General features: G+C 45.1%; 12 protein-coding genes and 1 pseudogene. 9 read left to right on the plus strand and 4 right to left on the minus strand.

Annotated elements, in window-relative coordinates:
* Both P8O70_03645 and P8O70_03650 read right to left on the minus strand, forming a co-directional pair.
* Nucleotides 1-310: acetyl-CoA C-acyltransferase (locus tag P8O70_03645; protein MDG2195975.1), on the minus strand; the 310-nt coding region annotated here is incomplete at its 3' end.
* A gap of 2 nt (nt 311-312) precedes the next feature.
* The gene (locus P8O70_03650; protein ID MDG2195976.1) at nt 313-474 is read right to left on the minus strand and encodes a hypothetical protein; all 162 of its coding nucleotides are present in this window, start codon (nt 472-474) and stop codon (nt 313-315) included.
* Nucleotides 475-626: 152 nt separating this feature from the next.
* On the opposite strand from P8O70_03650, the gene P8O70_03655 reads away from it, so the two are divergent.
* Both P8O70_03655 and P8O70_03660 read left to right on the plus strand, forming a co-directional pair.
* Nucleotides 627-1,085, plus strand: a complete 459-nt coding sequence (locus P8O70_03655) for a DedA family protein (protein ID MDG2195977.1) — start codon at nt 627-629, stop codon at nt 1,083-1,085.
* Between the two features lie 161 nt (nt 1,086-1,246).
* Nucleotides 1,247-3,414 (plus strand): annotated as a pseudogene (locus P8O70_03660) (esterase-like activity of phytase family protein).
* Between the two features lie 68 nt (nt 3,415-3,482).
* On the opposite strand, the gene P8O70_03665 reads toward P8O70_03660, so the two are convergent.
* The gene (locus tag P8O70_03665; protein MDG2195978.1) at nt 3,483-4,550 is read right to left on the minus strand and encodes a DNA-directed RNA polymerase subunit alpha; all 1,068 of its coding nucleotides are present in this window, start codon (nt 4,548-4,550) and stop codon (nt 3,483-3,485) included.
* A 258-nt stretch (nt 4,551-4,808) separates the two neighbouring features.
* Here P8O70_03665 and P8O70_03670 point away from each other — a divergent pair, with 258 nt between their 5' ends.
* Nucleotides 4,809-5,537 (plus strand): dienelactone hydrolase family protein, encoded by a 729-nt coding sequence (locus tag P8O70_03670; GenBank protein MDG2195979.1) that lies wholly within the window; start codon nt 4,809-4,811, stop codon nt 5,535-5,537.
* 30 nt (nt 5,538-5,567) lie between these two features.
* Here P8O70_03670 and P8O70_03675 read toward each other — a convergent pair whose 3' ends face one another.
* Nucleotides 5,568-6,566 (minus strand): LacI family DNA-binding transcriptional regulator, encoded by a 999-nt coding sequence (locus P8O70_03675; protein MDG2195980.1) that lies wholly within the window; start codon nt 6,564-6,566, stop codon nt 5,568-5,570.
* Nucleotides 6,567-6,713: 147 nt separating this feature from the next.
* Between P8O70_03675 and P8O70_03680 the strand changes: the two genes are divergently transcribed.
* The 6 genes from P8O70_03680 to P8O70_03705 form a co-directional block, all read left to right on the plus strand.
* Nucleotides 6,714-7,628 (plus strand): NAD(P)-dependent oxidoreductase, encoded by a 915-nt coding sequence (locus P8O70_03680; GenBank protein ID MDG2195981.1) that lies wholly within the window; start codon nt 6,714-6,716, stop codon nt 7,626-7,628.
* A 4-nt stretch (nt 7,629-7,632) separates the two neighbouring features.
* Nucleotides 7,633-8,496 (plus strand): TIM barrel protein, encoded by an 864-nt coding sequence (locus tag P8O70_03685; GenBank protein MDG2195982.1) that lies wholly within the window; start codon nt 7,633-7,635, stop codon nt 8,494-8,496.
* Nucleotides 8,493-9,302 carry a hydratase gene (locus P8O70_03690; protein ID MDG2195983.1) on the plus strand — a complete coding sequence of 270 codons (810 nt, stop codon included), beginning with the start codon at nt 8,493-8,495 and terminating at the stop codon, nt 9,300-9,302. The genes P8O70_03685 and P8O70_03690 overlap by 4 nt, the downstream gene beginning before the upstream one ends.
* 3 nt (nt 9,303-9,305) lie before the next feature.
* Nucleotides 9,306-10,241 carry a ketopantoate reductase family protein gene (locus P8O70_03695; GenBank protein ID MDG2195984.1) on the plus strand — a complete coding sequence of 312 codons (936 nt, stop codon included), beginning with the start codon at nt 9,306-9,308 and terminating at the stop codon, nt 10,239-10,241.
* Nucleotides 10,242-10,247: 6 nt separating this feature from the next.
* Complete coding sequence (locus P8O70_03700) at nt 10,248-11,033, plus strand: SDR family oxidoreductase (GenBank protein ID MDG2195985.1); 786 nt, start codon at nt 10,248-10,250, stop codon at nt 11,031-11,033.
* Between the two features lie 19 nt (nt 11,034-11,052).
* The coding region (locus P8O70_03705; protein ID MDG2195986.1) for a CoA-transferase at nt 11,053-12,435 on the plus strand (1,383 nt) is incomplete at its 3' end.

Consider the following 12,435-nt stretch of genomic DNA (forward strand, 5'->3'; position numbering starts at 1 on the left):
TACAACTATCAAATGGGTCAGAGAGTGCTCCAACCATCGCATCAATGACCTGTCCGTCATTCATTCGTTGTCCACATCTCATGTTTGGAAGCCAGTATTGGGATCGGCTCAATGATTCTGCACCTTCTCCCAGGGCAATATCTGTATCGCTGCACAGAATTGATTGGGCTGCACAGACGAACGCCTGGAGTCCGCTGCCACAAAGACGGTTTAGAGTGTAGGCAGGAGTTTCGATCAGAATACCTCCTTTTACAGCTGCATAGCGGGAAAGGTACATGTCCCATGGATCGGTATGAATCACATTGCCCATTACTACTTGTCCAATTTTGACGCGTCCAAATCAGCTCGTTTGATTGCCTCTGCTACAACAGACGCCGCAGGATCTACCAAAGGAAAATCCTTGAGACTGCCTCCGTAATCACCGATTGCAGTTGGAACTCCACTAACAACAACGACTTCTCTTGAAGCACCCATGAATTTCTCCTGATTTAAATGTCTTTTTTAGGAAAGATTTTCTTGAAAAATGGTGATTTTGACTTGAATCAAAAAGTCAAATATCTAGCAAATTTTGGTAAGCCACAATTTGCTTCACTATAAGAAACTATTTTTCGAACAAGAGCAGCTAAATGGTCTGGGATTCAATTTTAGTCGATTGGGAACATTGGGGTTTATTTCTGAGCGCGTTTCTTTCAGCTACCCTCTTGCCAGGAAGCTCTGAGGTCTTGCTAGCTGGGTTACTGCTTTCTGGAACTCATTCCGAATTGAAACTCTTGTTTTGGGCAACACTTGGAAATGTGCTTGGTGCTCTTTTAAACAGGGAGTTTGGGGCAGGAATTCTTCGAGGGTGGGGGGCCAAGTGGTTGGGGATCACTCACCAAAGATGGTCACAAGCTGAATGCTGGTTTCAAAAATATGGGCAGTGGAGCTTGTTACTGGCCTGGCTGCCTGTAATCGGAGATCCATTGACCATTGTCGCTGGGACTTTGGGCATTTCAAGAGCTCGCTTTCTTATTTTAGTGACTCTTGGAAAGGCTACACGCTATTGGATCCTCATCTATATGATGGAACTAGGTTCAACCTCGTAATTACTTCAAAAATCAACTTCAGATCCTGGACCAGATCGGTAGCTAACATGAACTAAACAATAGACCTGTAATTTCGATCGCAGAGCAAACTCTTCAGTGAACGAAAAATTGGGATTTGCCATCAGGCAGTCTGAATTCGAAACCCTCGACAAGAGATTCATATGTCCTTTAAATGGTTCGTGGCAACCCTCACCTTGACTCTCGGAACTTCCAGTGCTGTTCAAGCAGCTAAAAATTTCAACAGAATTTCTTCCTTCCCGACTTACCTCAACATAGCAACTGGTGAGGACACCCAATCAAGAAAGTTCTGCAGAGATCATTTCGGCTACAGCTGATGGAAATATTCTTGTCTACACAGATAGCCCACTTGGGGGGGGTGACTGGAATGATTGATATCAATGATCAGCGGAACCCAAAGGCTTTGGGCAATATCAAAATGCAGGGAGAACCTATTGCCGTCTTAGTGATTGGAAACACTGCTTTCGTGGGGGTCAATACTTCCGAAGCTACAAGAATCCCTCTGGTAAAGTTCATGCGGTTAACCTGAAATTACAAAAAGAGATCAATGGATGTGAATTGGGGGTCAACCAGACAGCACTGCTTCCTCTCCTGACGGATCATTCATCTCAATCACCATCGAAAATGAAAGAGATGAGGACCTTCGGGATGTAAGAATTCCTCAGCTGCCGGCTAGAAATCTAGTAATGATCTCGGTTGGTGACGGTAGTCTCATTTGTAGTTCCATGAACCTGGTTGACATGACAGGCTTGGCAAGTATTGGTGCGGAAGATCCTGAACCGAAATTTGTAGATATCAATGATATCGGTGAAACCGTGTTGACCCTTCAAGAAAACAATCATATTTCCGTGGTGGATCAAGATGGAAAAATTATCTCTCATTTCAGTGCGGGAGCCACAGACCTAGAAAAGATTGATGCTCTTGATGAACGGGGTGCACTTATTTTTAATGGCTCACAAAAAAACAGACTTCAAGAGCCTGATGGTATTCAATGGCTAAACAATGACTTGTTCACGATCGCCAACGAAGGTGTTCTGGATGGGGGTAGCCGAGGATTCAAATTGTTCAAGAAGGATGGGATCCTCGTTTATGAAAGTGGAGCTAATTTTGAGCACGCTTTGATTGAAATTGGGCACTATCCAGAAAAACGTTCAGATGCTAAGGGATTAGAGCCAGAAGGAATGGAATTCACCTTGTTTGATGGTAGGCCTTTCATGTTTCTGCTTTCTGAAAGGGGTTCTGTCGTCGGTGTTTACGACATGAGTGTACCGAGCAATCCGGTTCTTGAACAACTGCTCCCCTCAGGACTTTCTCCTGAAGGAGCGATCGCCCTTCCAAAGAGAAATATTATTGCAACTGCAAACGAAGCTGATTTAGTTGAAGATGCCGGGGTGAGTGCCCATGTGATGATCTATGAGTATCAGGATGCTCCAGCTAGCTACCCTGCCTTGACATCTGGTGGTGCTTCAGAGTTGATCGGTTGGGGTGCCATTTCTGGAATGGTTGCTAAATCTGACGTGATGATCTACGTGGTAAACAGCAGCTTTTATGGCTATCAACCCACCATATTAGTGATTGATCCAAGCTCAAAGCCAGTTCGGATGTTTAGCGAATTCCTATCACTCGTGCTGGGTATCCTGCCCAGAAACTAGATCTCGAGGGTATAACAACCGATGGCAAAGATGGGTTTTGGGTAGCATCGGAAGGAAGAACAGATCGTATGATTCCGCATAGCCTTTACCTTGTGAATGCGAAAGGTGAGATCAAAAAGGAAGTCTCTCTGCCTCCTCAATTGCTGAACGCAGAAAAACGCTTTGGATTTGAAGGAATTCCCCGTGTTGATAACACACTGTGGATGGTCATTCAGCACGAATGGCAAGATGATCCAAAAGATCACGTGAAGTTGGTGTCTTACAACACAGATTTTGGGGAATGGGGAGCTGTTTACTACAAAAAGGCCAAACCAACCAAAGGCTGGGTGGGTATGTCTGAGATTAATGCCCATGGAGATTTTTTCTACGTGATCGAACGTGATAACCAAATTGAGGATGCCGCAATCACGAAAAAAATCTATCGGATTCCTACCAGCGAGATGTTCGCAGAACCATTAAACAGCCCAAAGTTACCAGTCGTCTCCAAAGAGTTAGTGAGAGACCTTATCCCTGATTTACAGCAGTTTGAGGGCTTAGTAGATAAGATTGAAGGACTTGCCATCACTGCGGATGGAGAGATATTTGTTTCTACTGATAATGACGGGGTAGACGATAGTTCAGGAGAAACGTTCTTCTGGTCAATCGGCAAGATCCATTAAGCAGGCAATTCAAACTTGGAGAGGACCCAAAATGAGAACTTTTTGGTGTTCCTCCCCAATTAAAGTCATCAGAAATCGCTGTCAGGAGGGCTGTCAGGATCGAATCCTTCGATCTCCATTCCCAAAGAAAGATTCATCTGACTTAGGATCGCTTTGATTTCATTCAAGGATTTTCTACCAAAATTTTTCATATGAAGCAGCTCATTTTCGCTTCGTTGAACCAATTCTCCGATGAAGTCAATCTTGGCATTTTGAAGACAATTGATCGAGCGCACCGAAAGTTCCAACTCGCTGACAGGACGATACAAGTCTGGAGACAACGGCACGTGTTCTTCTGTGACCTGGCGATGCGAGGGAATTGCTGAAATGTTTTCATCAAAATGGATGAACAGTCCCAACTGCTTTCTTAATACCCATGCCGCCCGAGCCAGACTATCCTGCGGGCTGATTGTTCCAGAAGTCCATATTTCAAAGATTAGGCGATCATAATCGGTCCTTTGATCCACGCGGGCGTTTTCCACCTCGTATCGAATTTCTCGAATCGGAGAATGGTAAGAATCCAGATAGAGCGTTCCTTTGGGCAATTTCAGCTTCTCATTTTCTTCTGCGGTGACATACCCTCGAGCTTTGTTGACATACAATTTCAATTGTAAGCCAACGCCTTTTTCCAGTTGAAAAATTTCTTTATTTGGATTGCGGACTTTGATTTCACCATTTGCAGCGAGGTCACTCCCAAGCAATTTCCCACCTGAGGCAATTGTTAGATCCAGTTCAACCAGCCCTTCTTCCTGGTTGTTGACCTCAACTTCCTTCAAATTCAATAGTAAATTCATTAATCCACCTTGAACTCCCTTCAGTTCATCTGTGGACTTTTTCACTCCATCAATCTTCACAGCCACAATCGCACTCCCATTCATGGAAGCGAGCAAAGTTTTGCGCAGTGAATGGCCAAGAGTGACAGCGTACCCTTGCTCCAGTGGTTCAATCGTGAATCTTCCATAGGAAGAGGTGAGAGTTCGGTGATCAACCCGCATTCTGCTGGGCATCGCAAGGTTGGTCCAATTCTGAACATAGATTTCAGGTGCTTGGAAGCTCTGGGGCAGGCTGACCTCAGACAAAAGCTTGAGGTTGCTCATATTTCTCCGTATTGCAAGGGCGGAAAGAAGATAAAGCCGATTCATTGAAAAACTTGTTTGGGGCGCTACTTCGGTTTAGAAAAGCTTTGCAATGAGTTCAGCTTACGTGATGAAAGCGAGTTTGTCTCCAAAGGGAATTTAATTAATGTGTAAGAAAATAAACATTTTAATATAAATTCATTTATTTAGTCTGTCAAGAAGTTGAAAAACTGACAGAAAGTCTATCCAATCTTAAAACTCACTTGAATGAGGAAATCCATGCCAATTGAATCAGCAAGGGTAGAATACAGTGCTGGCTCAACAGGAATGAAGAGCTTTATTTCAAAACCAGAAAAGGCAGAATTTGCTTTTCCAGGGGTACTCGTTTTCCCTGAATGGTGGGGTCTCACAGAATATCTTGAGATCAGAACCCAACAATTGGCTGAGCTTGGTTATGTGGCAATGGCAGTTGATATGTATGGGGAAGGTAAAATCGCATCCGATCCAGCAGAGGCCAGTTCATTGATGAATGGAGTCCTCAGCAAAATGGAGGATGGTGAAGCAAGAGTACTTGCTGCAATGGACTTTCTGAAAAGTCAGTCTGAAGTAGATGCTAACCGATTAGGGGCGATTGGATATTGTTTTGGAGGAGCAATAGTCTTACATGCAGCCAGAAAAGGTTGGCCACTTCGTGCAGTCGCTAGCTTCCATGGTGCTTTGGATGCCAATCATCAGGCAGAATCAGGAGATGTTCATACAAAAATTCTGGTTTGTCACGGGGAAGCGGATGCAATGGTAACTTCTGAAAATGTGCAGGAATTTAGCAGAGAAATGGATCGTCTTGGTGCTGATTACGTAATCAAAACCTACCCTGATGCACTTCATGGTTTCACAAATCCAGCAACTACAGCGTTAGGCCAAAAATATGGGATCCCCGTTGGTTACAATGAGTCAGCTGACCGTCAATCTTGGGAGGAACTCAAAAATTTTCTGAGCGAGCACTTATAAACTTTTGTTATGAAAGGGCCACTAAAGGTTTTACTTGCATGGTGGTCCGATGGTTTCTCTTTCAATTAGAATGGTTTCTAAGACTTTGATTTGATCATTCCTTGAGTTCATTTCACCAAGAACCCCCATAATCATCTCACAGGCGATTTTTCCTGCCTCAGTAGTTTCATTCGAAACACTGGTTAACGGAGGATTTGTGAAAGGGGAAATTGAATTGTCGCATCCAACAATGCTGAAAGAGCTTGGTACCGTCAAGGCCCGCGAACTGAGTTCGGTCATAATTCCGTGAGCAATCAGGTCATTGAATGCAATTGCTCCTGTTACTCTACTGCTTATCATCTGATCCACTACGGCTTGACCTGATTCCAATGAGGGTTTCTCAGTAGGAATGACGACGAGCTGTAACCCCAGTTCATTTGTTACCATAGAAATTGCTGCCTGTCTCTGCTTGTTGGTCCATGTCACAGAAGGCCCACTCAAGTAGGCGATTTCCTGATGACCCTGATGGGCCAACAATCTTACCGCTTGCTTCAAACTTGACCCAGCATCAATCAAAACTCTTGGAATCCCCTGAACATCTCGGTTTACCAGAACTATTGGGGTTTTTTCTGCCAACCCCTGTAACCGATCCTCTGGCATTCGCGAGGAAATTAGAATGACCCCCTCTACTTTCCCAGCAAATCTTTCGATCAGTTTTTCTTCCTTAAGTCCACTTTCTTCAAAATCAGCCAAGAATACGCAGTAATCTAAATTTTCTGCTGCTAATTGAGCAGATCGAATCATCGGTGGAAAATACGGGTTTGCCACATCCGGAACCAAGAAAGCAATGTTCCCTGTTTTTCCAGTACTCAATGCTCTTGCGCTGGAATTTGGAACGTAACCGAGCTCTTCGGCAACTCTTTTGACCCGTAAAACAGTCGTTGCACTCAATAGCTCCGGCCTGGTGAATGCTCGGGAAACACTCGAGCGGGCGACACCAGCTCGTTCAGCAATTTGTGAAATTGTGGGGACCCTGGACTTTGAAGACATCTATCCTTAGATTTGGAGCAAATTTTTTTTTCTCCATAATATGTCTCTTCTTTCGCAAGTCAAACTGTTGACATGCAACCGGTTGCAGGGTATGGTTCGACACTTTCTAAATATCTCCATCTCAATTTTTCAGTTAATTGGCATTTGATGGCAAAAAAACAAATAGTTGGCCTGATCGGTTTAGGAGATATGGGCAGTGGCATGGCCAAGAATTTAATCAACAAGGGCTTCCAAACCTATGGCTTTGATCTCAGTCCACAACGGTTGGCAGCTTTTCAAGAGCTTGGGGGCAATTGTGTGGCTGATCCCCTAGAAATGGGCTCTTTGGTTGATGTCGTCTTCATCATGGTAATGAACGGTGGGCAGGTGCAGGATGTAATTTTTGGTAACCGTGGTGTGATTCATTCGATGCAACCAAGCTCAGGGATCATCGTAACAGCCACCATCAAGGCTTCTGAAATTCGTGCAGTAGCAAGGCAACTAGATGGAAGCAAAATCCAGTTGATTGATTCTCCAGTCAGTGGCGGATTTCCCGGGGCACAGGGGGGGACCTTGACCATGATGGCCTCAGGATCTGAGGATTCATTGAATCAATTTGCTCCTGTGATGGAAGCTATAAGCAAAACGATACATCGGGTAGGTTCTGAAGCTGGTATGGGCCAGACAGTAAAGGCCTGCCTGCAATCCCTGATTGGATCTGTCTTTAGTGCAACATTTGAAGCCGCAGCTTTGGCAGCAAAAGCTGGGGTGGATGGTGAGGTGTTACATAAGGTCTTCAGTACATCAGGGGCAGGTTGTGGTGTAGTCAATACAGCTTTGGAAAACATCATTGATCGCAAATTTGAAGGAACCGGCAGTCACATCAATACCATGTACAAGGACCTGACAATTGTAATGGACATGGCAAGAGAGTTGGGAGTCCCTCTGCTCACAGCAGGTTGCGCCATGCAGCTTTTCCAGGCTGGAAAAACGAAGTACCCAGACGGAGATAATTGGATTGTGACCAAGGTGATCGAAGAAATTGTTGGGGCAGAGTTGCACAGAAAATCATCAACAAAGTGAATTTATGAAAACTGGCGTCATTACGGATGGGATTAGCCGTGATTTTGAACATGCGCTGAACGTGATGGATGAGTTTGGGCTTCAATTCGCTGAACTTCAGTTCGTCTGGGACAAGGAAGTGGGGTTCTTAGAGAATTCTGAAGTACAAAAGGTCAACGCATTATTGGATCTGCATCAGATTAAGGTTTCCAATATTTGTCATCATATTTTTGCCGGGATGCCGATGACTACTAAACCCAGTGAACCTTTGCATGTACAGCACCTGGATCGGTTAAAACGTTGTATGGAGATCGCTCATGCTGTTAAATCTCCCAATGTGCGAATACTCTCGCCGAAAAAAGAGCAAATCCTCTTTGGGGCTCATGGTGCTGAAAAGTGGAATGTTGCAAAGGGTGCGTGGGATGCCTTACTCCCAATCATTGCGCCAGCGCTTGAAATTGCGAAAGATGCTGGCAAGCAACTTGTTGTGGAAACAGGCAACGGAACCATGGTGAATTCATCCTGGACAGCAAGAAAATTGATTGATGATCTAGAAGCCAAGGAAACACTTAAAGTGCTCTGGGATCCAGCGAATAACTGTTGGTGCCATGAAACTGCCTATCCTGATGGATATGAACTTTTAAGAGATGGTTACATCGCCCACATCCATATCAAGGACATCTATGCGGATACCCCAAGAGCATATTTGGAGGTCCGTGAAATGGGCAAAGGCCAACTGGCGGATCAATTCAAGCCGATGGCAGAAGCACTCCGGGGTGACAAGTACGAAGGTGTCGTTTCATTTGAAAGTGTCTTTCACCAAGGCGATGGGGATTTTGAAGCTGGGTTCCGAAAAAATATTCCAACCTTCCTTGAATACTTTGGATGAATTTGGACAAAAATAATAGATCTGCTCAACTCGAAGCACTTGCGGGTAAGCTAGCCTCAGCCTGGCTAAATCATTCATTGATTGAGGATCTCATTGAAGATGAACTGCCTCTGAATCGAACTGAATCATATCTGGTTCAAGATCTGATGAGTAAGCAGATCGGTCAATTGATCACGGGTTGGAAAGTTGGCGCTACCAGTGCCAAAATGCGAGAAATGGATGGGCATACGGATGTGATTCCTGGACGGATTTTTAAGTCGGTGACCTATCACGGTCGGCAAATGAAATTGCCAATAGAAAGGTTCCCAAGAGCGCGAGTGGAGACAGAGTTTGCGTTCAGACTTCTTGCTGAGTGCCCAGCTAACCAAGCACCTTGGTCTGCTGAAGATTTGATTGAGCGGGTGATTCTGCATCCCGCAATTGAGATCATTGGGAATCGTCATGTTTTGCCGCATGGCAGCAAAGAGCAAAAGTCATTGATGACCATAGCGGATAATGGTGGAGGAATCGGGTTTGTCTTTGGTGAAGCTTATGCGGAATGGCAAAACTTAGATTTTCAAAATCACCTCATTCGACTCTCCGTAGATGATATCGAGCCAGCTGAGAATTTTCTTGGTGAACTTCGTGGTGCGCCTCTCAATGCATTGGCAGACCTACTAAACCATCTGGCTCAGCGGGGCTACTCACTGCATGTTGGCGATTATGTCTCTACAGGCGCAGCAACAGTCCCTCAGCCTTTTCAAAAGGGTTCGGTTGTGAATGCTGACTTTGGGAACGTTGGCTCGATTACACTTCAATTTGGTTAAGGGATGTCTCTGAAAGCAGATGTTGTAGTTATTGGAGCAGGTGGAATGGGAGCTTTGTTTGGCTCTATTCTGCAGGCAGGAGGACTAAAAGTTATTCTTCAAGATCCCAATCTAGAACATGTCGAAGCGATTCAGCGAGATGGATTGCAGATCAAAGGCTTTGGTGGAAATCGAAAAGTTCAAATAACAGCCATCAGTGATCCTGGCCAAATCCAGTCAGCTGATTTGTTGCTTTTTCAGTGTAAAGGGAATGCATCCAGAGAAGCTGCTCAAAGGGTCAAACATCTGACTAGTCAAGGAGCGGTTTGTATCAGCTTTCAAAATGGGTTGGGTAACGAGGAGGTCATCTCAGAAGAAGTTGGACCTAAAAATGTGCTGGGTGGCTTGACTGCGATGGCGGGCTTTATGACAGGACCCGGCCAGATCCATGATTTTTCTAGAGTCCCATCTTACATTGGTGAGATGGAGGGTGGAATCTCAGAAAGATCTAAGCTAATGGCGGAAAAGCTATCTAAAGCAGGCTTAGAAACGTATGCTGTTCCCAACATTCAATTGGAAATTTGGAAAAAACTTCTTGGCAATATCTCGATGAGTGCGCTATCGGGACTGACTAATCTAAAAGTGGCTCCCTTGATGGTAATTCCAGAGTTGCGAGCCGTCAGTTTTCAAGCGATGGAAGAAGCACTCTCGGTTGGTTTAGCGCTGGGTTTACCCCTTGAAAGAGATGCCGTGATAGAGGGTATGGAAATGATCTCTCAGCCTGAAGGAACTGGTGATAACAAGTCCTCGCTGTGCGTAGATTTACTGAATAGAAGACGCTCAGAAGTTGATTTTATTTATGGGAAAGTGATTGAGATTGGGGAAAGTAAAGGGATTTCAACTCCCACATTAAAGACACTTCACGCACTTGTGAAAGGTGTGGAATCGCATTTTGGTTAATGATTTATGAAAAAGCTTTCAGGCAAAAACGCATTTATTTCAGGGAGTTCTCGTGGAATTGGTCTGGCTTGCGCCAAGGCTATTGCTGAACAGGGGGCGAATGTTTTCCTAGTAGCGACAAATGATGTCCTACTAAAAGAGGCGACGTCAGCTATTCAGCAACGATCAGCTGTTCAAGTTGGTTTTCACTCTGTTGATCTGAGGACCCTTGAGGGTTGCCAGCAAGCCAGCCATGCGTTTCTTGAACGGTTTGGACAAGCAGACATCTTGGTCAACTCTGCGGGTGCTACTAAGGGTGGAATTTTTCCGGAACAGTCTGATGAAGAAATGATCGATGGCTTCGCTCTCAAATTTCATGGTGCAGTTCGACTTTGTCGGCAATTGTGGCCCTCTCTCAAGCAATCCGACGGCACAGTCATCAACATCGTTGGGGGAGCAGCCCGTTCTCCTTCGAGAGACTTCATGGTGGGAGGTTCCGTCAATGCAGCTCTGGCAAACTTTTCCAAAGCCCTTGCCGCTCAGGGCTTGGTGGATGATGTAAACGTCAACTGGATTCTTCCTGGAATGACTGAAACTGAGCGCATGGAACGACTGCTGGAAGGCAAAGCAAAAATGCAAAACAAGAGTAAGGAGGAGGTTCGTACAGATTCCATTCGCAATGAAGGTATCCGTAGATTGGGGCTACCTGAAGACGTTGCTGAATTAGTTGTGTTTTTGTGTTCCCCAGAAGCTCGCCACATACAGGGCGCAGGAATTCCGGTAGATGGAGGAGCTGGGAAGGGGTATTACTGATGAGTTATCAAAATTATCAATGAATGTGCAATTCCTCTCAGCCAAAGAGGCGATTGAACTAATCCCTGATGAAGCTACGATTGGTCTGATTGGAGGAGGAGGAGGACTAGTGGAAGCGACGCTCCTGCATCATCATGTTGAAAAAAGGTTTTTGGCTACAGGCCACCCGAAAAAGTTAACCTGTCTGCATGCACTTGGGATTGGAGATCGAAAAGAGCGAGGCTTGAATCGTTTTGCCTACGAGGGGCTTGTTCAAAGAGTTATTGGAGGACACTGGGTTTGGTCACCCCGGATGCAGCAATTAGCTAAGGACAACAAAATTGAAGCCTATGTGTTGCCTGGGGGTGTAACGATGCAGTTAATGAGAGAAGTTGCTGCCAAGAGACCTGGTTTGATTACCCATGTAGGATTGGGGACCTTTGTTGACCCAACCCTAGGTGGTGGAAAAATGAACCAGGCTGCACAAAAAGATCTGGTTGAGCGAATTGAAATTGATGGCAAAACTTATCTCCGTTATGTACCTATTCCAGTGGATGTGGCCTTATTGAAAGGCTCGAAAGCAGATGAGGAAGGTAACATCTCATTGGATGAAGAACCTGCAAATGTCGATATCTACGCAATGGCAGCTGCAGCCCACAACTCAGGGGGAAAAGTAATCTTTCAGGTTCGGGAGAAAGTTCGCAAAGGAGAATTGGGAGCAAGACAAGTCAGAGTACCTTCTGCTTTGGTAGATGTTGTTGTAGTTGATCCAGATCAACGCCAGGGCTATGAACTAATTTACGATCCATCGATTTCGGGAGAACAAGAGGACGCTAAGTACCGGAGTGAAAAACCTGTATTCTCTGTAAGGTTAGCAATTGCTCGCCGAGCACGTCTTGAGCTCTTCAAGGGTGCCGTGATCAATTTTGGATTTGGTATTCCAGATCAAGTTGCCGCTCTGATAGCCCAATCTGGAGAGTCTGAAGATTACTACCAGACCATTGAACACGGAACTTATGGAGGGAATTTATTGACGGGGAATCTCTTTGGTTACGCCAAGAATCCGACCTGTATGATCGATGGCCCATCGCAGTTTGATTTTTATTCAGGAGGTGGACTGGATGTCGCCTTTTTGGGATTTGGGCAAATCGATCAAGAAGGGAACGTCAATGTTTCCAAACTGGATGGTGTGACTGTAGGACCAGGCGGATTCATTGATATTGCTCAAAATGCAAAAAAAGTTGTTTTTTGCGGTACCTTCGACACAAAGGGATCTAAATTGAGAACGGGCGCTGGAGAACTCAAGGTCGAAAAATCCGGTGAAATTAGAAAGTTGGTTCAGCATGTTGATCAGATCACATTCTCTGGAAAGCAAGCGCTCAAGCAAAAACAGGAGGTGATATACGCTACCGAAAGAGCATTA

This window comes from SAR324 cluster bacterium, from assembly GCA_029245725.1.
Classification (GTDB): domain Bacteria; phylum SAR324; class SAR324; order SAR324; family NAC60-12; genus JCVI-SCAAA005.

Excerpts from the sequence above, each read along its gene's own strand:
- P8O70_03665 (MDG2195978.1), bottom strand. The coding sequence starts at position 4,550 with ATGAGCAACCTCAAGCTTTTGTCTGAGGTCAGCCTGCCCCAGAGCTTC.
- P8O70_03690 (MDG2195983.1), top strand. The coding sequence starts at position 8,493 with ATGAATTTGGACAAAAATAATAGATCTGCTCAACTCGAAGCACTTGCG.
- P8O70_03675 (MDG2195980.1), bottom strand. The coding sequence starts at position 6,566 with ATGTCTTCAAAGTCCAGGGTCCCCACAATTTCACAAATTGCTGAACGA.
- P8O70_03695 (MDG2195984.1), top strand. The coding sequence starts at position 9,306 with ATGTCTCTGAAAGCAGATGTTGTAGTTATTGGAGCAGGTGGAATGGGA.
- P8O70_03655 (MDG2195977.1), top strand. The coding sequence starts at position 627 with ATGGTCTGGGATTCAATTTTAGTCGATTGGGAACATTGGGGTTTATTT.
- P8O70_03700 (MDG2195985.1), top strand. The coding sequence starts at position 10,248 with ATGAAAAAGCTTTCAGGCAAAAACGCATTTATTTCAGGGAGTTCTCGT.
- P8O70_03680 (MDG2195981.1), top strand. The coding sequence starts at position 6,714 with ATGGCAAAAAAACAAATAGTTGGCCTGATCGGTTTAGGAGATATGGGC.
- P8O70_03650 (MDG2195976.1), bottom strand. The coding sequence starts at position 474 with ATGGGTGCTTCAAGAGAAGTCGTTGTTGTTAGTGGAGTTCCAACTGCA.
- P8O70_03670 (MDG2195979.1), top strand. The coding sequence starts at position 4,809 with ATGCCAATTGAATCAGCAAGGGTAGAATACAGTGCTGGCTCAACAGGA.
- P8O70_03685 (MDG2195982.1), top strand. The coding sequence starts at position 7,633 with ATGAAAACTGGCGTCATTACGGATGGGATTAGCCGTGATTTTGAACAT.